Genomic DNA, 22,938 nt, shown 5'->3' with positions numbered 1-22,938 from the left:
TATGCGATGCAGTGATTAATAAAGCCCATTTTGTGATTCCGATCACACTTGTTAAATCCTATAATTAATTGCAGTTAAAAAATTAACAAACAAACGAGTGTCCTTCTATGGCAGAAACAAAATCTCAACAATCACGGCTACTCGTGACGCTGACGGCTCTTTTTGCAGCGTTCTGTGGCCTGTATCTCTTAGCAGGCGGGGCCTGGCTGGTCGCCCTCGGCGGCTCATGGTACTACCCTGTCGCAGGTCTGGTGATGCTGGCCGTCACCGTCTTGCTGTTCCGCGGTAAGCGTTCTGCGCTTTGGCTGTACGCCGCGCTGCTGCTTGCCACCATGATCTGGGGCGTATGGGAAGTTGGCTTCGACTTCTGGGCGCTGACTCCGCGTAGCGACATTCTGGTCTTCTTCGGCATCTGGCTTATTCTGCCGTTTGTCTGGCGTCGCCTGCCGATTCCCTCCTCTGGCGCCGTTGCCGGGCTGGTTGTCGCCCTGCTGATTAGCGGCGGCATCCTTACATGGGCTGGCTTCAACGACCCGCAGGAGGTCAACGGTACGCTGAGCGCTGATGCAACGCCAGCGGCACCAATTTCCGAGGTGGCCGATGGCGACTGGTCGGCGTATGGCCGCAACCAGGAAGGCCAGCGCTACTCGCCGCTGAAGCAGATTAACGCCGATAACGTGAAGAACCTGAAAGAGGCATGGGTATTCCGTACGGGCGATCTCAAGCAGCCTAACGATCCGGGTGAAATCACCAATGAAGTCACGCCGATTAAAGTTGGCGACACGCTCTATCTGTGTACCGCCCACCAGCGCCTGTTCGCGCTTGATGCGGCCACCGGTAAAGAAAAGTGGCATTTCGATCCGCAGCTCAACGCGGACCCGTCTTTCCAGCATGTGACCTGCCGCGGCGTTTCATATCATGAAGCCAAAGCGGATAACGCGCCGGCGGATGTGGTTGCCGACTGCCCGCGCCGCATTATTCTTCCGGTCAACGATGGCCGCCTGTTCGCCATCAATGCCGAAACCGGTAAGCTGTGTGAGTCCTTCGCTAATAAAGGCATTCTCAACCTGCAAACCAATATGCCAGTCACCACGCCGGGCATGTATGAACCCACTTCACCGCCGATTATTACTGATAAGACAATCGTCATCGCCGGCGCCGTGACCGATAACTTCTCCACCCGCGAGCCTTCAGGCGTTATTCGCGGCTTTGATGTGAATACCGGTAAACTGCTGTGGGCCTTTGATCCGGGCGCGAAAGATCCCAACGCGATTCCTGATGATGAACATCATTTCACCCTGAATTCACCAAACTCCTGGGCACCGGCGGCCTATGACGCGAAGTTGGATCTGGTCTACCTGCCTATGGGCGTGACCACCCCGGATATCTGGGGCGGCAACCGTACGCCCGAACAAGAGCGCTATGCCAGCTCCATCGTGGCGCTGAACGCCACGACCGGTAAACTGGCGTGGAGTTACCAGACCGTTCATCACGATCTGTGGGATATGGATATGCCGTCGCAGCCGACGCTGGCGGACATTGACGTGAACGGCAAAACCGTGCCGGTGATTTACGCTCCGGCAAAAACCGGTAATATTTTTGTCCTCGATCGCCGTAACGGTGAGCTGGTCGTCCCGGCACCGGAAAAACCGGTTCCGCAAGGGGCGGCGAAAGGTGACTACGTCGCGAAAACTCAGCCGTTCTCCGACCTGAGCTTCCGACCGAAGAAAGACCTGACCGGCGCGGATATGTGGGGCGCCACCATGTTCGACCAGCTGGTGTGCCGCGTTATCTTCCATCAGCTGCGCTATGAAGGGATTTTCACTCCACCGTCAGAACAAGGTACGCTGGTCTTCCCGGGTAACCTGGGGATGTTCGAATGGGGCGGTATCTCCGTCGATCCGAACCGCCAGGTGGCGATTGCTAACCCAATGGCGCTGCCGTTTGTCTCAAAACTGATCCCTCGCGGACCCGGTAATCCGATGGAGCAACCAAAAGACGCCAAAGGTTCGGGTACCGAGGCCGGTATTCAGCCGCAGTACGGCGTTCCTTACGGCGTCACGCTCAACCCGTTCCTGTCACCGTTCGGTCTGCCCTGCAAACAGCCAGCATGGGGCTATATCTCCGCGCTGGATCTGAAAACCAACGAAGTGGTGTGGAAAAAACGTATCGGTACGCCACAGGATAGCCTGCCGTTCCCGATGCCGGTTAAGCTCCCGTTCACCATGGGTATGCCGATGCTGGGCGGCCCAATTTCGACGGCCGGCAATGTGCTGTTTATCGGCGCGACCGCGGATAACTATCTGCGCGCTTACAATATGAGCAACGGCGAGAAGTTATGGCAGGCACGTCTGCCGGCTGGCGGTCAGGCGACGCCGATGACCTATGAAGTGAATGGCAAGCAGTACGTTGTCATCTCTGCGGGCGGTCACGGTTCGTTTGGCACGAAGATGGGCGACTATATCGTCGCTTATGCTTTACCGGACGACGCGAAGTAAAAAAAGAAGGCCCGGTTTCCGGGCCTTCTCTCTATGGTACGTCTCTCTCTTTTCGCGCCAGGCGAGCCCGCTTAGACGAGCTACACCGTAAATCCAAGCATCATCCCCGTATCTTCATGCTCCAGCAGATGGCAGTGCGCCATATAGGCATGTTCTTTCGGCGCATCGTGATCAAATTTCACCAGCACTTCACTGACATCGCCTTCCACCCTGACGGTATCTTTCCAGCCGCTCCGGTGGGGTGCCGGCGCTTTACCGTTTTCGGACAAAATACGGAACTGAGTACCGTGAATATGGAAAGGATGCAACATCATGTCGCCTTTGCCGGAAATCACCCACCGCTCATACTGCCCTTTCGCCGCCGCAAACAGGGGAACATTCATATCAAAGGCTTTACCGTTGATTCGATTCGCATTATGGAAATCAAAACCTTGATGACCGTGCTTCATCTGCGCCATGCCGCCATGATTCATGTTTCCGTGATTCATATTCCCCATATCGCCATGATTCATCATCATGCCATGGTCCATGCCGGACATCGCCTGGTCGCCATATTTTTGCATCAGCGCCTGCATCCCCATCATATCGAGCATCGGATCCATAGAGAGCTGCAGAGTACGCTGAGTAAACCCCTGAAGGGAGGGCAGCGCTGGCATAGCGGCCAGAACATCCGGCAGCTTACCGGAAGCCTGGATAGTCAGTGGCTGCACGCGTAATACCGGCTGCGGCCGATCAAACGGAGCAATCGCCATCCCCATCTGGTTAACCGGTAGCGTAATTAAATCAAAGGGTTTCCCGTCAGTGGTATCCACCAACACTTCGAAACGCTCCCCCATCAGCACCGGCAGCTCGTTGACTTTCACCGGCTCAGCCAGCAGACCGCCATCGCTTGCCACCACGTACATGGGCCGCTTATCGCTGGTGGCGAAATTCAAAGAACGCGCATTACAACCGTTAAGCAGACGCAACCGTAGCCAGCCGCGAGGCGCGGCATGCTCCGGGTAAAGCGCCCCGTTAGTCAGCAGCGTATCGCCAAACCAGCCAACGGCTGCGCTCATGATATCGAGCTGATAATCAATCTCTCCCGCTGCGGTGAACTTTTTATCCTGCACAATCACCGGGACATCATCAATTCCCCACTGCTTTGGCAAGAGCAGCTTTTCGCTTTCCGCATCAGAAATCAGTACCAGCCCGGCCAGCCCCATCGCGACCTGTCTGCCGGTTTTGCCATGTTGATGAGGATGGAACCAACAGGTCGCCGCCCGCTGCGTTGGAGTAAAGGTCACCGTGCGGGAGCCTCCGGCGGCAATCACGCCGTGGGGACCGCCGTCAACGGCGCCGGGAACCTCCAGACCGTGCCAGTGTACGGTGGTCTCCTCCGCCAGCCGGTTATGAATATCGATGGTTGCCTGCTCCCCCTGCTTAAGCTGTAGGGCCGGGCCCAGCAGATTACCGTTATAGCCCCAGGTGGTCGCAAGATGAGAGCCGAACTGCGTTTTTCCGGCCTGGATGATCAACGAGATGCGATTGCGCGCGTCGGCGGTAAGTAGCTCCGGTACAGGCAACGATGGACGACTGGCGGCGAAAACCGAGCGACTCCATAGCGGCAATGCGCTGGCTACGCTTACCGCAGCGGTTAGTTTAAGAAACTCACGACGTTGCATTTTCACATCCTTTTTATTCTGCTGGTGAATAATTGAGCTTAAACCCTCCCCCAACAGGAAGGTCAAGTAGAAGAGTAAGAATAAAGCTCGGCGCAGTGTAACGAAGTATGCTAACGTTGTTCGTCCGTGATTCAATGGTAGAAAAAATGAAGACGCTTTTCAGAACAATAGTGCTTGGCAGCCTGCTCACTCTCTCCGCCAATAGCTATGCATTAAGCGAGTCCGAAGCGGAGGATATGGCTGATTTAACGGCAGTATTCGTCTTTCTGAAGAACGACTGCGGTTATCAAAATCTGCCCAACACGCAGATTCGCCGCGCCCTGGTCTTTTTTGCTCAGCAGAACCAGTGGGATTTAAGCAATTACGACAGCTTCAATATGAAAGCGCTGGGTGAAGATAGCTACCGGGACCTCAGCGGAATCAAAATCCCCACCACCAAAAAATGTAAAGCGCTGGCGCGTGACTCACTTAGCCTGCTTGCTTACGTGAAATAATCCCCCTCATTTCAAAAAATCGGTAGCCGTGAGAATACGGCTATGATGCGCCGTAATAATAGCGGCTCAATTAACTACGCGCTTTAATTTATATCTCAATTCATAGAATTCACTAACAATTCAAACTTAATTCATTAAGAGTTTGACTCATCACTAAAACAAATATAATAAATAGACTTTCAAAAACAAAACTCTAATATTGCAATCTTCTTTTTTGCACACTATTATCGCCCAATAACACCCCTTTTTATCAATGGAATGAAACCTTGAACATATCCTTATTTACACGCATAGCGCCTCTGGCCGTCATTTTATTAGTGGGCTGTAATTCAACGCAGTCCAGACAATCCGCCAGATTAATGAAACCATTATCTGATACGACATTAAGCCAACAACAAACGGAACAGCAGAGAGTCGCAGATGAGCAAGCGCGTTTAGACTCCTGCCGTAAGGCTCTTGAGTCTCTGAAAGAAGTGAATCCAAAGCAGGCAGACAAACTCGGTAATGAGTTCACCGCCCTGCTGAGCGCTGCAACCCAATATAATTCTGTCCGCAGTAAAGTCGCTGAACCGACAAAACAGGGAATCGATTCGATGTACCAGTTCAAATCAATCAAGCTATGCGCTGATATTGAAAAGGCATTGATAGATAGTCTTGTTAAACGTGGTGAAAATGTTCAGCTATGAACGGGAAAATAGCTAAAAACTTCAATTCGGTATCGCTGGCAGCAGTGTTTGTGCTGGCGCTATCGCCGGACGCCTTTGCGGAAAAAGATGCGCTGATAAGCGTCACGACGAGTTCAAGCAGCGACGCTTCAGGCCCTGCATTTTTAAATTACGCTAAAGAGCAGCAGGCGCAGGAAAGTCGTGAGCCTGTTAAGCCCGTGGAGGAAAAAAGCAATAAAACAAAAACAACCAATAAAAAAAGCGTTCAGAGTACCAATGATATCTCCCGCCAGGCTGCAATAATTTCTCAAAAAGATAAACTCATCCGCCAGCTTCGACAGCAGCTGGAAGCTAAACCTGTGACGATTAATGCCGCAGCAGATAACCAAAAAGAGCTGACTGATAAAATTCAGCTGCTTGAGAAAAAATTAGCGGCTGCTGTAGCCGAAAAACAACGATTAATAGATAAAGAGCTAACGGCCGCAGCTGAAATAAAACAGAGCGTGGGCCAGCGTAACGCCTCCGAAAATAAAATAGTGCAGCAAGAAAAAAGGCTATTATTAGTAGAATCCGCAAAACAAAAAGCCGAGCTGCAGCTGACTGAGGCAACCGCTGAAAAACAGGCACTGATAAAGAAACTCGCCGCGGCGGAAACGGAAAAGCAAGATACGGCCTCCAGGCTCACGGCTGCTGCATCAGACAAACAAGCGCTCATTAGCAAGCTCGCTGCCGCTGAGTCAGCTCAGGGGCAAATGCGCGCAAAACTCACCGCGGCTGACGCCGCCCGGCAGGCGCTACAAACGAAGCTGGAGGCGGCTGAAACAGACCATAAAGTCGTGCTCGCGAAGCTCGCCGCCTATGAAACGAAAGAAAAGGATTTAACGACAAAACTGGCGGCTGCAGGGGTAGAAAAACAGGCGCTCACGGCTAAACTGGATTCCTTTATCATCAGCAAGCAGCAGTCATCCCTTCAGGAGGATGCCGCCGATAAAGATAAAGCCCAACTGCAAGCCAGCGCAGATGAAATTACCCGACTAAAAACCATGTTAGCTGATGCCGAAGCTAAAAAACCAGCGGCTATCGACCTTGCGAAAGCGCCCCTGCAGCAGGCTTACGCTATTGGCGTATCGATGGGCGCTGAAGTGCTACAGCTCTTATCCACCCGGGATTCCCAGGGCGTAAAAATGAGCAAAGATACCGTACTGCAGGGGATCCAGGATTCTTTTTCCGGAAATATCGCCCTTGATGAGAAAGCGCGCAATAAAGCTTTGTTCGATGTATCTAAAAAAGTCTTTCAGAACCTGAAGAAGATCGAACAGCAAACGCTTAGCGAAGGAAAGAAATATCAGCAAAAGTTCGCGCAGCAAAAAGGAGTGGTATTGAAAGATGGCGTTTACAGTCGCATAGATTATGCCGGTAAGGGCAAGATTCTCGATAGCGACATCGTTACCGTCACCATCAAAGAAACGCTTACTGACGGAACCGTCATTAACGATATGGAGGCGGAGGGTAAAGTGTGGTCTCAGTCCCTGAAATCTTATCCTCCACTGTTCCTTGGGCCCATAAAGCGGCTGGGAAATCACGGCGCTATTACGGTCGTGATCCCTCCCGAGCTCGCCTACGGCAGCGAAGGCAAACCGCCTAAAATCCCGCCGGGAGCGACCATGGTCTATTCGCTCAGAATCGTTGACGCCACTGCAGCACAACCGCAGGCTAAAAAACCCTGATCCTAACGCCTCCCGCCAGGGCGGCGTTCGCCATTTTCTTACCACGCCTCATTTGCTGAAATATCCGCCGTGCATCATCTTCTATAGTTGGCTATGATGTTGCGCTCATTTTAATGGGTGTAACAGATGTTAACAAAGGAGGATCTGCCCGTGGCCGATAGCAATCTGTGGCATGAAACGCTGCACGACCATTTTGGTCAGTATTTCAGCGTTGATAACGTTCTGTATCATGAGAAAACCGAGCATCAGGATTTAATCATTTTCGAAAACGCGGCGTTTGGTCGCGTGATGGCGCTGGACGGGGTGGTACAAACCACCGAGCGTGATGAGTTCATCTACCATGAAATGATGACCCATGTTCCGCTAATGGCCCACGGTCAGGCGAAACATGTGTTAATTATCGGTGGCGGCGATGGCGCCATGCTGCGCGAAGTCTCTCGCCACGGCAATGTCGAAAGCATCACTATGGTAGAAATTGACGCTGGCGTGGTGTCGTTCTGTCGTCAGTATCTGCCTAATCATAACGCTGGCGCGTACGACGATCCGCGTTTTACGCTGGTCATTGACGATGGCGTCAATTTTGTTAACCAAACGGCGCAAACGTTTGACGTCATTATCTCCGATTGCACCGATCCTATCGGTCCCGGCGAGAGCCTGTTCACTTCCGCATTTTATGAAGGCTGCAAACGCTGCCTCAATCCTGGCGGGATTTTCGTCGCTCAGAACGGCGTCAGCTTCCTGCAGCAGGATGAAGCCGTCGATAGCCATCGCAAGCTCAGTCATTACTTTAGCGATGTGAGCTTCTATCAGGCGGCGATTCCAACCTATTACGGCGGCATTATGACCTTCGCATGGGCCACGGACAACGAAGCCCTGCGCCACCTTTCCAGCGAAATCATCCAGGCCCGCTTTCATAAATCGAACCTGAAGTGCCGTTATTACAATCCGGCAATTCACGCGGCGGCATTTGCTTTACCGCAATATTTACTGAATGCGCTATCCACCGTTAAGTAAGGGGGTGATCTAAATTGAAAAAATTGAAGCTGCACGGCTTTAACAATCTGACCAAAAGCCTGAGTTTTTGCATCTATGATATCTGCTACGCGAAAACGGCAGAGGAGCGCGATGGCTACATCGCCTATATTGACGAACTCTACAACGCCAACCGCCTGACAGAAATTTTGTCCGAGACCTGTTCAATTATCGGCGCAAATATTCTTAACATTGCGCGTCAGGATTATGAGCCTCAGGGCGCCAGCGTGACGATCCTGGTCAGCGAAGAGCCTATCGATCCGCAGCTTATCGATCAGACCGAACATCCGGGCCCGCTACCGGAAACCGTTGTGGCGCATCTCGATAAAAGCCATATCTGCGTTCATACCTACCCGGAAAGCCATCCTGAAGGCGGGCTGTGCACCTTCCGTGCCGATATTGAAGTCTCAACCTGCGGGGTCATTTCACCGCTGAAGGCCCTGAATTATCTGATTCACCAGCTAGAATCCGATATTGTCACCATTGACTATCGCGTTCGCGGTTTTACCCGCGATGTGAACGGCATGAAGCACTTCATCGATCATGAAATTAACTCCATTCAGAACTTCATGTCCGAGGATATTAAGTCTTTGTATGACATGGTGGACGTGAACGTTTACCAGGAGAATATCTTCCATACCAAGATGCTGCTTAAGGAATTCGACCTTAAGCACTATATGTTTCACACCAGGCCGGAAGATTTAACCGAAGAAGAGCGCAGGGTCATCACTGACCAGCTGTGGAAAGAGATGCGTGAAATTTACTACGCAAGAAATATACCGGCGGTGTAACGCCCGGCGGAGCACGGAGGCTCCGCCAGACTTAGCGCTGCTGCATAAACTCACGATAGGCGGCAACGACCTGTAAAAAATCTTCAATACCGCACAGCGAGAGGCTTTCTTCGTCGTAGTAGCTCATCCCCTCTTCTATCTCATCGCCGGAAAAATCCAGCTGATTGGCGCGGATCATCACTTCTTCACCATCCAGCCATAATGTGTATTCATGACCGGCACGCTGCCAGGAACGTTCGCTGCCTTTGACGGTGCGCGCGGCCTGCTCGACTTCATCAAGCAGGGTAAGGTTATCTTTGACCTCTTCGTTGAACCAGTGGCCGATAGCCTCATGATCCATCGACATTCGCACCTTTACCACTCCGGTAATATCGCGCAGAAATTCGTAATCCATAGTCTTTTCCTCTGCAAGGGCAGTGCGTCACCGCTGCACTGTACCCATAGCGTCATTATCGCAGCAGTAAGGGAGAAAAAAAGCGTCGCGGACGGAGGGATTGGAAATAAAAATGCCCGGTGACGCAAAGTTCACCGGGCATTGAGGGGATTATGTACCGCTCTGACCTAGCGCATTACACCGCGGTCTGGAAAATAACCCCGTCAGCCTTCTCAGTGTACTGACCCAGCTGGTCGAAGTTCAGATAGCGGTAGGTATCCGCCGCGGTTTTATCCACCTGAGCCACGTAGGTCTGGTACTCTTCCGGCGTCGGCAGCTTACCGATAAGCGCGGCGACTGCCGCCAGCTCCGCAGAGGCCAGGAAGACGTTAGCGCCGGTACCTAAACGGTTCGGGAAGTTACGGGTTGAAGTAGAAACCACCGTCGCACCGTCAGCAACGCGCGCCTGGTTACCCATGCACAGGGAGCAGCCAGGGATTTCAATACGCGCGCCGCTCTTACCAAACACGCTGTAGTAACCCTCTTCAGTCAGCTGCGCGGCATCCATACGGGTTGGCGGCGCTACCCACAAACGGGTCGGCAGTTGACCTTTGTGGTTGTCCAGCAGCTTACCAGCCGCGCGGAAGTGGCCGATGTTGGTCATGCAGGAACCGATAAACACTTCATCGATCTTCTCACCCTGCACGTCGGACAGCAGACGCGCATCGTCCGGATCGTTCGGCGCGCAGAGGATTGGCTCTTTGATATCGGCCAGATCGATATCGATCACCGCCGCATATTCTGCATCCGCATCCCCTTCCAGCAGTTCAGGTTCCGCCAGCCATTTTTCCATGCCCTGAACGCGACGTTCCAGCGTACGGCGGTCGCCGTAGCCTTCCGCGATCATCCACTTCAGCAGGACGATGTTGGAGGTCAGATACTCAACGATCGGCTCTTTGTTCAGCTTGATCGTGCAGCCTGCAGCCGAGCGCTCTGCAGAGGCATCGGTCAATTCAAACGCCTGCTCAACTTTCAGATCCGGCAGACCTTCGATCTCCAGAATGCGGCCGGAGAAGATGTTTTTCTTACCTTTCTTCTCAACGGTCAGCAGGCCCTGTTTGATCGCATACAGCGGGATGGCGTGCACCAGATCGCGCAGGGTAATGCCCGGCTGCATTTTGCCTTTAAAGCGCACCAGCACCGATTCCGGCATATCCAGCGGCATGACGCCGGTCGCGGCGGCAAACGCCACCAGGCCAGAACCTGCCGGGAAAGAGATACCAATAGGGAAACGGGTATGCGAATCACCGCCGGTACCGACGGTATCCGGCAGCAGCATACGGTTCAGCCAGGAGTGGATAACGCCATCGCCAGGACGCAGCGAGACGCCGCCGCGGTTCATAATAAAGTCCGGCAGCGTGTGGTGCGTGGTGACGTCAACCGGCTTAGGATAAGCGGCGGTATGGCAGAAGGACTGCATCACCAGGTCGGAAGAGAAGCCCAGGCACGCCAGGTCTTTCAGCTCGTCACGGGTCATCGGACCGGTGGTGTCCTGAGAGCCTACGGAGGTCATCTTCGGTTCGCAGTAAGCGCCCGGACGAACCCCGGCTACGCCGCAGGCGCGGCCAACCATTTTCTGCGCCAGAGAGTAGCCGCGGCTGCTTTCCGCCACGTCTTTCGCCTGACGGAATACCTCGCTGTGCGGCAGGCCAAGCGCTTCACGCGCTTTGGTGGTCAGGCCACGACCAATGATTAGCGGGATACGGCCGCCTGCGCGTACTTCGTCGATCAGCACGTCGGTTTTCAGCTCGAAGGTCGCCAGCAGTTCGCCGGTTTCGTGGTTACGTACTTCACCTTTGAACGGATAAACGTCAATCACGTCGCCCATGTTCAGGTTGTTTACGTCCACCTCAATCGGCAGCGCGCCGGCATCTTCCATAGTATTAAAGAAGATAGGCGCAATTTTGCCGCCGAGAACCAGACCGCCGCCGCGTTTGTTCGGCACGTTCGGAATATCGTCGCCCATAAACCACAGCACCGAGTTGGTGGCGGATTTACGCGATGAACCGGTACCCACGACATCGCCGACGTACGCCAGCGGGAAACCTTTTTGCTGCAGTGCTTCAATCTGCTTAATCGGGCCGACGGCGCCTGGCTGATCCGGGTCGATGCCTTCACGGGCGTTTTTCAGCATTGCCAGCGCGTGCAGCGGAATGTCCGGGCGGGACCAGGCATCAGGAGCCGGAGACAGGTCATCGGTGTTGGTTTCGCCGGTGACTTTAAAAACGGTCACGGTGATTTTGTCAGCCAGCTGAGGACGGCTCAGGAACCACTCAGCGTCAGCCCAGGATTGCATCACCTGTTTGGCATATTCATTGCCCGCTTTGGCTTTCTCTTCAACATCGTAGAAGTTGTCGAACATCAGCAGGGTGTGGGACAGCGCTTTCGCGGCAATCGGCGCCAGTTTTGCGTCGTCCAGCGCGTCAATCAGGGGATGAATGTTGTAACCGCCCTGCATGGTGCCCAGCAGTTCGACAGCTTTTTCACGGGTAACCAGTGGAGAAGTTGCATCGCCTTTGGCGATCGCGGCAAGGAATCCGGCTTTAACATAGGCGGCTTCGTCGACGCCCGGCGGTACGCGGTTAATTAACAGGTCTAACAGGAATTCTTCTTCACCCGCTGGCGGGTTTTTCAGCAGTTCTACCAGCGCGGCCATTTGGGTTGCATCTAAGGGTTTCGGTACAATCCCCTCGGCGGCACGCTCAGCTACGTGCTTACGGTATTCTTCTAGCACGACGGTTCTCCTCGCTCTCATTGTAAAATGCGGTAGGCGATTCTCTTCACGCTCCTGTGAGACAGCAGTTTGTAGGGTAAATGCCCGATACCGCGTCGGCAGCATAGCAGGATTTTGGCGGGGTGTTAATCTGTTTACAAAAAAGCAACATTAAAAATTAGCTGAATCGTTAAGGGCAGAATATTGCAGGTTTTCTGTCAGTTTAGCGGTATATAAAATTAATTCTGTTACACATCATTGTCCAAAAACCCAACTAAAATCAAAAACGCAAATTCGCGATCTTTATACTCAGGCAATCCCCCGCTTGACGACAATACTCTGTCAAAACGGGCCAATCTTTGTGCCGGGAGTCCTTATGACGCTGCCTTTCAAACCCCATCTGCTCGCGCTGCTTTGCAGTGCCGGACTATTAGCCGCTGCGGGTACGCTCTACGTTAAAAGCCGGGAACCGCAAACGGCCCCCGAGCCACCCGCCGTTGCGCAGACGGCGCAGACCACCGCCGCCGCTCAGCCGGTTACCGCAACCTATACCCCCGCGCAGATAGACCAGTGGGTCGCGCCGATCGCGCTCTATCCGGACAATCTCCTGTCCCAGGTGCTGATGGCTGCGACCTATCCGAGTAACGTCGTTCAGGCGGTGCAGTGGTCGCAGGATAATCCCGCAATGAAGGGGGATGCGGCGGTACAAGCGGTGGCAAGCCAGCCCTGGGATCCCAGCGTAAAATCGCTGGTCGCCTTCCCTTCCCTGCTCGCGTTAATGGGAGAAAACCCGCCGTGGATAGAAAACCTGGGTAACGCATTTCTCGCCCAGCCGCAGGACGTCATGGATTCGGTGCAGCGCTTACGCGCCATCGCCCAGCAGACCGGAACGCTAAAATCTACGCCGCAGCAGAAAGTCATCACCGCCACAAACGCTGCGGCAACGTCGACAACCAGCACCTCCCGCAGCAGCAGCGCCGTGACATCCTCCCCTCCCGCCCAGGTGATTAAAATCGAATCCGCCGATCCGAACGTGGTGTACGTGCCGGCCTATAACCCTTCTGTAGTTTACGGCGCCTGGCCTAACACGGCCTACCCGCCGGTCTACCTGCCGCCGCCTCCGGGTGAACAGTTCACCGATAGCTTCGTCAAAGGTTTTGGCTATAGCCTCGGCGTCGCCACCACCTACGCCCTGTTCAGCAGCATCGACTGGGATGATGACGATCGCCATCATGACGATGACGATCACCACCACGATGATGATCATCACGGCGGCTACTCGCACAACGGCGATAATATCAATATCAACGTCAATAATTTCAACCATATTACCGGGCAGAATTTGCCGGGTAACCACGCTAACTGGCAGCATAATCCAGCCTGGCGCGGCAATATTCCATACCCGAACAACAACATCGCGCAGCATTACCATCAGACCAATGTTCCCGGCGGGCTTAGCGCTACCCAACATCAACCCGTCGATCGTAACGCGCAGCGTCAGGCGGCCATGACTCAGCTACAGCAGCGTACCGGGCCTGCGGCTGCCGCGGATAACTCGCTTGCTCGCGCGCCGTCCCGCGATGCCCAGCGTCAGCTCGCATCGCAGCAGCTGCATCAGGTGACCCAGCGCAATAACTACCGCGGCTATGACGCCACGCCGGCGGTTACACATAACGCCGTACAACAGCAGCATCGGGAAGCGGTAAAATCGCAAATTCAGCATCCAACGGCGCAGCAGCAACAGCGCCGCGAACAGCTGCGGACCGCAACGCCCGCACAACGTCAACAGAAGCTGAATGACCTGCACGCCAATGCCCTGAGCGGTAACGATATCCGCTCTCCTTCCTGGCAGTCGCAGCAGGCGCGCGGCCTGCAGAGCCGTCATATCTCGGGTTTAAGCAGCGAGCAGCGCAGTGCGGCCAGAGAACAGCTTTCTGAACATCATGAACTGCGCCGCCGCTGAGGATAATCAGATGAAAAAATTATTAACAATGACTCTGCTGGCCCTGGCGCCCGCCATATCGTTGGCTCAACAGCAGTTTTCCTCTCCGCAACAGGCCGCCAGCGCGCTGGCCGAGGCGATCGGCAAGCATGATGAATCGGCGCTCAACGGGCTGCTGGGCGATAGCTGGCAGCAGTTTTTACCGCCGGATGGCATTGCCCCTGACGCCGTCGATCGCTTTCAGCGTGACTGGAAAGTGAGCCATCGTATCGTTCAGCAACAGGATAGCGCCTGGCTGGAGGTAGGTCAGGAAGCGTGGCGGCTACCGATCCCCATAATTCAGGATAAGAGCGGCTGGCGTTTTGATATGGCCGCTGCTGAAGATGAGATCCTGACTCGCGCGATTGGCCGCAATGAGCTGTCAGCCATTCAGGCAATGCATGCTTACGTTGATGCCCAGCAGGATTTCTATCGATTAAACCACGCCTGGGCGCAGAAGATTATCAGCAGCGATGGCAAGAAAGATGGCCTCTACTGGCCAGCCGCTCCCGGCGAAGCCCCCAGCCCGTTAGGACCGGCGTTTAGTCCCGTAGAACCCGGCGAGGGCTATCACGGCTATCGTTTCCGCATAATTAAAGACGGCGAGAATCAGGGCGCCGCCCTGCTGGCATGGCCGGTGGAATGGGGAAAGACCGGCATCATGAGCTTTATGGTTAACCAGAATGACGAGGTTTATCAGGCTAATTTAGGTGATGAAACGCAGATCAAGGCGCGGGCGATTTCTCAGTTTTCGCCTGACTCCGGCTGGCAGGCCATCCATCAATAGTAAAATGCCCGGCGCGATATGGCGCTGCCGGGCAGTATCACTACGTTGGCTTAGCCCTGATGAGGCATCAGAGACGGGTAGCCGGCAAAAGCCGGTTTAGTGCTGGTCAACGCCGCTTCATCAGCGCTGATGCTACCGGAGTTCGCCGCCCATACGCCTTCGCTGGTCTTCGTTATTTGCTGATGCTGTATATTCAAATCCTGGCCCATAGCGGCAATATGGGTGCTTTCGGTACCGCCGCTGTTATCAGCCCAGGGAATCGCGGCATCCGCCGCGCAGGCCATACCAGAAACCAACGTTGCAGCCAGGAGAGTGGTGGTTAAAAGCCTTTTCATCGCATACCTCACATATAGTTAACTACCTATAAGTTTACATAGTTACTATTTTTCAGGAATTAATAAGGTATGCAATTTTATTAACGGCGACACAGTTCTAAACATCACCGATAAAAAAAGCGGCTCACTGAGCCGCTTTTTGATTTTGCCTGAAAGAAAAACTTACTTTTTCTTCGCTTTCGCGTTCGGCAGGTCGGTGATGCTACCTTCGAAGACTTCTGCCGCCAGGCCAACGGACTCGTGCAGAGTCGGGTGAGCGTGGATGGTCAGCGCGATATCTTCAGCGTCACAGCCCATTTCGATCGCCAGACCGATTTCACCCAGCAGCTCGCCGCCGTTGGTGCCGACAATCGCTCCGCCGATAACGCGGTGAGATTCTTTGTCGAAAATCAGTTTGGTCATACCGTCAGCGCAGTCGGAAGCGATAGCACGGCCAGAAGCAGCCCACGGGAAGGTGGCGGTTTCGTAGCTGATGCCTTTCTCTTTCGCTTCTTTCTCCGTCAGGCCAACCCATGCAACTTCCGGCTCGGTATAGGCGATGGACGGAATCACTTTCGGGTCGAAGTAGTGCTTCATGCCGGCGATAACTTCGGCAGCAACGTGGCCTTCGTGAACGCCTTTGTGCGCCAGCATCGGCTGACCGACGATATCGCCGATAGCGAAGATATGCGGCACGTTGGTACGCAGCTGTTTGTCAACGCGGATAAAGCCACGCTCGTCAACTTCAACGCCTGCTTTACCGGCATCGAGGTTTTTACCGTTCGGCACGCGACCGATAGCCACCAGCACGGCGTCATAGCGCTGCGCTTCAGCCGGGGCTTTTTTGCCTTCCATGGAAACGTAGATACCGTCTTCTTTCGCTTCAACGGCGGTCACTTTGGTTTCCAGCATCAGGTTAAATTTCTTACTGATGCGCTTGGTGAAGACTTTCACCACGTCTTTATCTGCTGCCGGGATAACCTGGTCGAACATTTCAACCACGTCAATCTCTGAACCCAGCGCATGGTATACGGTACCCATTTCCAGACCGATGATACCGCCGCCCATAACCAGCAGGCGTTTTGGTACGGTTTTCAGCTCCAGCGCATCGGTGGAGTCCCATACGCGCGGATCTTCATGCGGAATGAACGGCAGTTCGATCGGACGGGAACCCGCCGCGATGATAGCGTTGTCGAAGTTGATCACGGTTTTGCCGTTTTCGCCTTCCACTTCCAGGGTGTTAGCGCCGGTAAATTTACCCAGACCGTTAACCACCTTCACTTTACGCCCTTTGGCCATGCCAGCCAGACCGCCGGTCAGCTGAGTGATGACTTTTTCTTTCCAGGTGCGAATCTTGTCAATGTCGGTTTTCGGCTCACCGAAAACGATACCGTGTTCGGCCAGCGCTTTCGCTTCTTCGATAACTTTAGCAACGTGCAGCAGTGCTTTAGAAGGGATACAGCCGACGTTCAGGCAAACACCGCCGAGGGTGCTGTAACGTTCTACGATGACGGTTTCCAGACCTAAATCAGCGCAACGGAAGGCAGCAGAATAACCTGCGGGGCCTGCCCCAAGTACCACGACCTGAGTTTTGATTTCAGTACTCATCATGACCTCTGTAATTTGTATCCGGCGGGTCTGACGCTATTGTTTTTACGCCCATGTCCACCGGGACGTTCTATCCGCAAGCATTTTACAAAATTGTTAACAATTTTGAAACAACAAACGGCAAACGATTTTGTCCTTTATTGCTGGTAACTTCAAAACGGATAAGAGATTACCAGAAAAAAGCCGGCCGTCAGGCCGGCTTTTCGCTTACATCACCAGGCGGCGAATGTCGCTCAGCATATTGTTGATGATGGTGATAAAGCGCGCACCATCAGCACCGTCGATCACGCGGTGGTCGAAGGACAGAGAGATCGGCATCATCAGCCGCGGCACGAACTCTTTACCATTCCATACCGGCTCCATCGCGGATTTAGACACGCCGAGGATAGCCACTTCCGGCGCGTTCACAATCGGCGCGAAGTGGGTGGTACCCAGGCCGCCGATGCTGGAGATAGTGAAGCAACCACCCTGCATTTCGCCAGCGGTCAGCTTACCATCTCGCGCTTTCTTAGAAATCACGGTCAGTTCACGAGACAGCTCGGTAATGCTCTTCTTGTTCACGTCTTTAAAGACCGGAACAACCAGACCATTCGGGGTATCAACCGCCACACCGATGTTGATGTATTTCTTCAGCGTCAGACGCTGAGCATCTTCAGACAGGGAGCTGTTGAAGCGCGGCATCTGCTCAAGCGCCGCGGCAACGGCTTTCATGATGAAGACAACCGGAGTGAATTTCACGTCTAGCTTACGCTTCTCAGCTTCGGCGTTCTGCTGTTTACGGAACGCTTCCAGATCGGTGATATCGGTTTTATCGAAGTGCGTAACGTGCGGGATCATCACCCAGTTACGGCTCAGGTTAGCGCCAGAGATCTTCTGGATGCGGCCCAGTTCAACTTCTTCCACTTCACCAAACTTGCTGAAGTCCACTTTCGGCCACGGCAGCATGCCCGGGATACCGCCGCCGGTAGCAGCAGGCGCGGCTTCAGCGCGTTTAACCGCTTCTTTCACGTAGGCCTGAACGTCTTCGCGCAGGATACGACCTTTACGACCGGAACCTTTCACTTTCGCCAGGTTGACGCCGAATTCGCGCGCCAGACGACGAATCAGCGGCGTTGCGTGAACGTAAGCGTCGTTTTCAGCAAACTCAGATTTGCCTTCCGCTTTTGCAGCAGGCGCTGCGGCAGGTTTAGCCGCCTGAGCCGGTGCTGCAGCAGGAGCCGGAGCGGCTGCGGCCGGAGCCGCGGCAGGCGCTGCGCCTTCCACTTCGAAGACCATGATCAGAGAACCGGTGGAAACTTTGTCGCCGGTGCTGATTTTGATCTCTTTCACGGTACCCGCGAACGGCGCCGGCACTTCCATGGAAGCTTTGTCGCCTTCAACAGTGATCAGTGACTGTTCAGCGGCAATTTTATCGCCCACTTTCACCATCACTTCGGTCACTTCAACTTCATCACCGCCGATATCCGGAACGTGAACTTCTTTAGAACCCGAAGCTGCCGGTGCAGCAGCAGCCGGAGCGGCTTCCGCTTTTGCCGGAGCTGCGGCAGGCGCTGCGCCCGCCACTTCGAAGATCATGATCAGGGAACCCGTGGACACTTTGTCGCCGGTGTTGATTTTGATCTCTTTCACGGTGCCCGCGAACGGCGCCGGTACTTCCATAGAAGCTTTGTCGCCTTCTACGGTAATCAGGGATTGTTCAGCGGCGATGGTGTCGCCCACTTTGACCATGATTTCCGTGACTTCAACTTCATCACCGCCGATATCCGGTACATGAACTTCTTTCGCGCTGGCGGCTGCCGGTGCTGCGGCGGCCGGAGCGGCTTCTTTCTTCTCTTCCTGCGCAGGTGCAGCGGCTGCTGCACCATCGGCGGAATCGAAAATCATGATCAGTTTACCGGTCTCGGTTTTGTCGCCGACGGAGACTTTGATCTCTTTAACGACGCCAGCCTGTGGAGACGGAACTTCCATAGAGGCTTTGTCGCCTTCTACGGTGATCAGCGACTGTTCAGCTTCAACTTTGTCGCCCACTTTGACCAGAATCTCGGTGATTTCAACTTCATCAGCCCCGATGTCCGGTACTTTGATTTCGATAGCCATTATTCTTTTACCTCTTACGCCAGACGCGGGTTAACTTTATCTGCATCGATGTTGAATTTAGTGATGGCTTCCGCAACCACTTTCTTATCGATTTCGCCACGTTTAGCCAGTTCGCCCAGCGCTGCTACCACTACGTAGGAAGCGTCAACTTCGAAGTGGTGACGCAGGTTTTCACGGCTGTCAGAGCGACCGAAGCCGTCGGTACCCAGTACGCGGTAATCATCGGCCGGTACGTAAGTACGAACCTGCTCAGCGAACAGTTTCATATAGTCAGTCGATGCGACTGCCGGAGCGTCGTTCATCACCTGAGCAATATACGGAACGCGCGGCGTTTCCAGCGGGTGCAGCATGTTCCAGCGTTCACAATCCTGGCCATCGCGCGCCAGTTCGGTGAAGGAGGTGACGCTATAAACGTCAGAACCTACGCCGTAGTCGTTAGCCAGGATCTGCGCGGCTTCACGAACGTGACGCAGGATAGAACCGGAGCCCAGCAGTTGAACTTTACCTTTGCTACCTTCAACGGTTTCGAGTTTGTAGATACCTTTACGGATACCTTCCTCGGCGCCTTCCGGCATGGCCGGCATGTGGTAGTTTTCGTTCAGCGTGGTGATGTAGTAGTAAACGTTCTCTTGTTTCTCACCGTACATACGCTCCAGACCATCGTGCATGATGACCGCAACTTCGTACGCGTAAGACGGATCGTAAGAGATACAGTTCGGGATGGTCAGAGACTGAATATGGCTATGGCCATCTTCGTGCTGCAGACCTTCGCCGTTCAGCGTCGTACGACCGGAAGTACCACCGATCAGGAAGCCGCGAGCCTGCTGGTCGCCGGCCTGCCAGCACAGGTCGCCGATACGCTGGAACCCGAACATGGAGTAGTAGATGTAGAACGGGATCATCGGCAGGTTGTTGGTGCTGTAGGAGGTCGCAGCAGCCAACCAGGACGCGCCTGCACCCAGTTCGTTGATACCTTCCTGCAGAATCTGGCCTTTCTCGTCTTCTTTGTAGTATGCAACCTGCTCACGGTCCTGCGGGGTGTACTGCTGGCCGTTCGGGCTGTAGATACCGATCTGACGGAACAGACCTTCCATACCAAAGGTACGCGCTTCATCGGCAATGATCGGCACGAGGCGGTCTTTGATGGATTTGTTCTTCAGCATCACGTTCAGAGCACGAACGAACGCGATAGTGGTAGAGATCTCTTTATTCTGCTCTTCCAGCAGTGGCCCGAAATCTTCCAGAGTCGGCAGCTCCAGCTTCTCATCGAAGTTCGGCTGACGGCTCGGCAGATAGCCGTGCAGTTTCTGACGCTGGGCGTGCAGATAGGTGTGCTCTTCGGAACCTTCCGGGAAGGTCACGTATGGCAGTTTTTCGATATCCGCATCGGCAACCGGCACGTTGAAACGATCGCGGACGTAGCGAACGCCGTCCATGTTCATTTTCTTAACCTGGTGGGCGATGTTTTTACCTTCAGCGGTGTCACCCATGCCGTAACCTTTAATGGTATGGGCGAGGATAACGGTAGCTTTGCCTTTGGTTTCCTGCGCTTTTTTCAGTGCAGCATAGACTTTCTTCGGATCGTGGCCGCCGCGGTTGAGGGCCCAGATCTGCTCGTCAGTCCAGTCGGCAACCAGCGCTGCGGTTTCCGGATATTTACCGAAGAAGTGCTCACGCACGTAGGCGCCATCTTTGGATTTGAAGGTCTGGTAGTCACCGTCAACGGTCTCTTCCATCAGCTGGATCAGTTTACCGCTGGTGTCTTTACGCAGCAGTTCGTCCCAGCGTCCGCCCCAGATAACCTTGATAACGTTCCAGCCAGCACCGCCAAAGATGCCTTCCAGTTCGTTAATGATCTTGCCATTACCGGTAACCGGGCCGTCAAGACGCTGCAGGTTACAGTTGATAACGAAAACCAGGTTGTCCAGTTTCTCACGGGTCGCGATGGTGATCGCGCCTTTGGATTCCGGTTCGTCCATCTCACCGTCGCCCAGGAAGGCGTAAACGGTTTGTTTGGAAGTATCTTTCAGACCACGGTGTTCCAGATATTTCAGGAACTTAGCCTGATAAATCGCGCCGATAGGGCCCAGGCCCATAGAAACGGTCGGGAACTGCCAGAATTCCGGCATCAGTTTCGGGTGCGGATAAGAGGACAGACCTTTACCGTGAACTTCCTGACGGAAGTTGTTCATCTGCTCTTCAGTCAGACGACCTTCCAGGAAGGCACGCGCGTAGACGCCCGGAGAGATGTGGCCCTGGAAGTAAACCAGGTCGCCGCCGTCCTGCTCGTTGCGTGCGCGGAAGAAGTGGTTAAAGCACACTTCGTAGAAGGTTGCGGAAGACTGGAAGGAAGCCATGTGGCCGCCCAGTTCGAGATCCTTTTTCGATGCGCGCAGAACGGTCATGATGGCGTTCCAGCGGATCGCAGAACGGATACGACGTTCCAGATCCAGATTCCCCGGGTATTCCGGTTCCTCTTCAACGGCAATAGTGTTTACGTAACCGCCGGTCGATGCGCCAGCAGCCACTTTCACCCCGCCTTTGCGGGCTTCAGAAAGGAGTTGGTCAATAAGATACTGAGCGCGCTCAACACCTTCTTCACGGATGACCGATTCGATCGCCTGTAGCCAGTCGCGAGTTTCGATCGGATCCACGTCATTGGGTAAACGTTCTGACATGGGGGGTATTCCTTATCTATCTAATCGTTGATTAATCTGGAACCTGTCCCATTGAATTCTCGCCAGAGAATGCAATAAGACAGGTTCTGCGTTTAGTTGCCGCGCTCTAAAAATGGCGCTTAAGAACCGGAGTTCTCATCTTTTCGTTGCTGTAAACGACGCAGCGAGCGTTCACGACGGCTCTGCTCACGGCTACGATCCAGCAAAATTTCCTCAATGAACGCCAGGTGACGATGCGACGCTTCACGCGCCTGCTCCGGTTCCCCGGCGATTATCGCCTCAAAAATGCGAGTACGATGATTGCTGACCTGCGGGAGCATCTCCCGACGGGCGTACAACAATTCAAAATTCTGGCGAACGTTCTGGGCCAGCATCGGCTCCATACAGCGTAGTAGATGGAGCAGCACCACATTGTGCGCCGCTTCGGTGACGGCAATTTGATACTGGACGACGGCATCGGATTCGGCGTCAAGATCGCCGGACTGCTGAGCCCGCTCAATGGCCTGATGCAGCTCGCGAATACGTTCGCGGTCTTCATCGTTGCTGCGCAGCGCTGCGTAATAAGCCGCAATGCCTTCAAGCGCGTGACGGGTTTCCAGCAGATCGAATTGGGATTCAGGGTGGTCGGACAGTAGCTCTACCAGCGGGTCGCTGAAGCTCTGCCACAGGCGGCTTTGTACAAACGTTCCGCCCCCCTGGCGACGAAGCAACAAGCCCTTAGCTTCGAGGCGTTGAATAGCCTCACGGAGCGAGGGACGGGAAACGTCGAACTGTTTTGCCAGTTCACGTTCTGGCGGGAGTTTTTCACCGGGGCGCAACGTCCCCTCAAGGATTAAAAACTCCAGCTGCTGCTCTATCACATCGGATAGTTTTGGTTGGCGGATCTTGCTGTAGGCCATATTCCCTGTCTCTGCCATTAGCCCGGAGTCAATTGGTCTTACCAATTCATAGTTCGTATCGCTAAAGTAACAAAGTATTCACCTTCTGTCCATACAGGTTTTGATTGAAATCATTAAACCTGGCATGTTTTAACAACCTTACAGAAATAACATTTCATAAATGTAACTTTGCACAAATGTTGTGTTTACTCACAAAGAGGTAGCGTTAACTTAATCGAAACGAAAAATTACGCTATCTGAACCGATTCAACTCACCAAGTAATGAATATAAATTCAATAAAAGCGACTAAATGGCAAAGAAGAGGTAGGAGCGGAATATTGAGGTGTGATTTACAAATGGTTTCTTTTTGCTCGCTTCGTCATCATCCCTTCATAAAGCAGGTGCATTCAGCGGCGCTTATCACTATTCTCCATGATACGAAAGGCCTTTTCATGAATTCCCTCTCCGCCTTGCGTAAAGAAATAAATACATCATCGGAATTTGATAATTACACAAACACAACAATATGTGCGTTGCATCACTCGGGGCAAAACGGAGCTCAGGCCCGCTGAAATTT

At 53.8% G+C, this 22,938-nt stretch carries 16 protein-coding genes; 8 read left to right on the top strand and 8 right to left on the bottom strand.

Features of this window, described 5'->3' with window-relative positions; translation table 11 throughout:
- The first annotated feature begins 107 nt into the window (after positions 1-107).
- A complete protein-coding gene (locus BWI76_RS04950; protein WP_004872116.1) occupies positions 108-2,498 on the top strand; it encodes a glucose/quinate/shikimate family membrane-bound PQQ-dependent dehydrogenase in 2,391 nt (796 codons plus the stop codon).
- Between the two features lie 80 nt (positions 2,499-2,578).
- Here BWI76_RS04950 and cueO read toward each other — a convergent pair whose 3' ends face one another.
- Positions 2,579-4,162, bottom strand: coding sequence for a multicopper oxidase CueO (gene cueO / locus BWI76_RS04945; RefSeq protein WP_004872119.1), 1,584 nt, complete (start codon positions 4,160-4,162; stop codon positions 2,579-2,581).
- A gap of 146 nt (positions 4,163-4,308) precedes the next feature.
- On the opposite strand from cueO, the gene BWI76_RS04940 reads away from it, so the two are divergent.
- The 5 genes from BWI76_RS04940 to speD all read left to right on the top strand — a co-directional run bounded on the left by BWI76_RS04940 (position 4,309) and on the right by speD (position 8,871).
- Positions 4,309-4,656, top strand: a complete 348-nt coding sequence (locus BWI76_RS04940; protein ID WP_004872121.1) for a YacC family pilotin-like protein — start codon at positions 4,309-4,311, stop codon at positions 4,654-4,656.
- A 266-nt stretch (positions 4,657-4,922) separates the two neighbouring features.
- Entirely contained in the window at positions 4,923-5,342 is a 420-nt protein-coding gene (locus tag BWI76_RS04935; RefSeq protein WP_024360328.1) for a hypothetical protein, read from the top strand.
- The gene (locus BWI76_RS04930; RefSeq protein WP_004872128.1) at positions 5,339-7,048 is read left to right on the top strand and encodes an FKBP-type peptidyl-prolyl cis-trans isomerase N-terminal domain-containing protein; all 1,710 of its coding nucleotides are present in this window, start codon (positions 5,339-5,341) and stop codon (positions 7,046-7,048) included. The genes BWI76_RS04935 and BWI76_RS04930 overlap by 4 nt, the downstream gene beginning before the upstream one ends.
- A 150-nt stretch (positions 7,049-7,198) precedes the next feature.
- Positions 7,199-8,062, top strand: coding sequence for a polyamine aminopropyltransferase (gene speE, locus BWI76_RS04925; RefSeq protein ID WP_004872131.1), 864 nt, complete (start codon positions 7,199-7,201; stop codon positions 8,060-8,062).
- Between the two features lie 14 nt (positions 8,063-8,076).
- Complete coding sequence (gene speD / locus BWI76_RS04920) at positions 8,077-8,871, top strand: adenosylmethionine decarboxylase (protein ID WP_004872133.1); 795 nt, start codon at positions 8,077-8,079, stop codon at positions 8,869-8,871.
- A gap of 31 nt (positions 8,872-8,902) precedes the next feature.
- Here speD and yacL read toward each other — a convergent pair whose 3' ends face one another.
- A complete protein-coding gene (gene yacL, locus BWI76_RS04915; RefSeq protein ID WP_004129024.1) occupies positions 8,903-9,265 on the bottom strand; it encodes a protein YacL in 363 nt (120 codons plus the stop codon).
- A 175-nt stretch (positions 9,266-9,440) separates the two neighbouring features.
- Positions 9,441-12,038, bottom strand: a complete 2,598-nt coding sequence (gene acnB / locus BWI76_RS04910; protein ID WP_024360326.1) for a bifunctional aconitate hydratase 2/2-methylisocitrate dehydratase — start codon at positions 12,036-12,038, stop codon at positions 9,441-9,443.
- Between the two features lie 355 nt (positions 12,039-12,393).
- Between acnB and BWI76_RS04905 the strand changes: the two genes are divergently transcribed.
- Complete coding sequence (locus tag BWI76_RS04905) at positions 12,394-13,980, top strand: DUF3300 domain-containing protein (protein WP_049085608.1); 1,587 nt, start codon at positions 12,394-12,396, stop codon at positions 13,978-13,980.
- 10 nt (positions 13,981-13,990) lie between these two features.
- Positions 13,991-14,785 (top strand): DUF2950 family protein, encoded by a 795-nt coding sequence (locus tag BWI76_RS04900; protein ID WP_049085610.1) that lies wholly within the window; start codon positions 13,991-13,993, stop codon positions 14,783-14,785.
- A 50-nt stretch (positions 14,786-14,835) separates the two neighbouring features.
- On the opposite strand, the gene BWI76_RS04895 is transcribed toward BWI76_RS04900, so the two are convergent.
- From BWI76_RS04895 to pdhR, 5 genes are all read right to left on the bottom strand, one after another.
- Positions 14,836-15,120, bottom strand: coding sequence for a hypothetical protein (locus tag BWI76_RS04895; RefSeq protein ID WP_004872139.1), 285 nt, complete (start codon positions 15,118-15,120; stop codon positions 14,836-14,838).
- A 162-nt stretch (positions 15,121-15,282) separates the two neighbouring features.
- The gene (lpdA, locus tag BWI76_RS04890; RefSeq protein ID WP_004098637.1) at positions 15,283-16,707 is read right to left on the bottom strand and encodes a dihydrolipoyl dehydrogenase; all 1,425 of its coding nucleotides are present in this window, start codon (positions 16,705-16,707) and stop codon (positions 15,283-15,285) included.
- A 207-nt stretch (positions 16,708-16,914) separates the two neighbouring features.
- Positions 16,915-18,804 carry a pyruvate dehydrogenase complex dihydrolipoyllysine-residue acetyltransferase gene (aceF, locus tag BWI76_RS04885; protein ID WP_004872140.1) on the bottom strand — a complete coding sequence of 630 codons (1,890 nt, stop codon included), beginning with the start codon at positions 18,802-18,804 and terminating at the stop codon, positions 16,915-16,917.
- A 14-nt stretch (positions 18,805-18,818) separates the two neighbouring features.
- Positions 18,819-21,482, bottom strand: coding sequence for a pyruvate dehydrogenase (acetyl-transferring), homodimeric type (gene aceE, locus BWI76_RS04880; RefSeq protein ID WP_004872141.1), 2,664 nt, complete (start codon positions 21,480-21,482; stop codon positions 18,819-18,821).
- Between the two features lie 119 nt (positions 21,483-21,601).
- Positions 21,602-22,381, bottom strand: a complete 780-nt coding sequence (pdhR, locus tag BWI76_RS04875; RefSeq protein WP_004098632.1) for a pyruvate dehydrogenase complex transcriptional repressor PdhR — start codon at positions 22,379-22,381, stop codon at positions 21,602-21,604.
- Positions 22,382-22,938 lie beyond the last annotated feature (557 nt).

Origin of the sequence: Klebsiella sp. M5al (genome assembly GCF_002090195.1) — a bacterium.
Taxonomy (GTDB): Bacteria; Pseudomonadota; Gammaproteobacteria; order Enterobacterales; family Enterobacteriaceae; genus Klebsiella; species Klebsiella grimontii.
The sequence above is the reverse complement of the archived record's forward strand: the minus strand, read 5'-3'. Positions and strand labels throughout refer to the sequence as shown.

What these genes read in the sequence shown, in the direction of transcription:
- BWI76_RS04950 (WP_004872116.1), top strand. Translation starts at nt 108, where the DNA reads ATGGCAGAAACAAAATCTCAACAATCACGGCTACTCGTGACGCTGACG.
- cueO (WP_004872119.1), bottom strand. Translation starts at nt 4,162, where the DNA reads ATGCAACGTCGTGAGTTTCTTAAACTAACCGCTGCGGTAAGCGTAGCC.
- BWI76_RS04940 (WP_004872121.1), top strand. Translation starts at nt 4,309, where the DNA reads ATGAAGACGCTTTTCAGAACAATAGTGCTTGGCAGCCTGCTCACTCTC.
- BWI76_RS04930 (WP_004872128.1), top strand. Translation starts at nt 5,339, where the DNA reads ATGAACGGGAAAATAGCTAAAAACTTCAATTCGGTATCGCTGGCAGCA.
- yacL (WP_004129024.1), bottom strand. Translation starts at nt 9,265, where the DNA reads ATGGATTACGAATTTCTGCGCGATATTACCGGAGTGGTAAAGGTGCGA.
- BWI76_RS04905 (WP_049085608.1), top strand. Translation starts at nt 12,394, where the DNA reads ATGACGCTGCCTTTCAAACCCCATCTGCTCGCGCTGCTTTGCAGTGCC.
- BWI76_RS04900 (WP_049085610.1), top strand. Translation starts at nt 13,991, where the DNA reads ATGAAAAAATTATTAACAATGACTCTGCTGGCCCTGGCGCCCGCCATA.
- BWI76_RS04895 (WP_004872139.1), bottom strand. Translation starts at nt 15,120, where the DNA reads ATGAAAAGGCTTTTAACCACCACTCTCCTGGCTGCAACGTTGGTTTCT.
- lpdA (WP_004098637.1), bottom strand. Translation starts at nt 16,707, where the DNA reads ATGAGTACTGAAATCAAAACTCAGGTCGTGGTACTTGGGGCAGGCCCC.
- aceF (WP_004872140.1), bottom strand. Translation starts at nt 18,804, where the DNA reads ATGGCTATCGAAATCAAAGTACCGGACATCGGGGCTGATGAAGTTGAA.
- aceE (WP_004872141.1), bottom strand. Translation starts at nt 21,482, where the DNA reads ATGTCAGAACGTTTACCCAATGACGTGGATCCGATCGAAACTCGCGAC.
- pdhR (WP_004098632.1), bottom strand. Translation starts at nt 22,381, where the DNA reads ATGGCCTACAGCAAGATCCGCCAACCAAAACTATCCGATGTGATAGAG.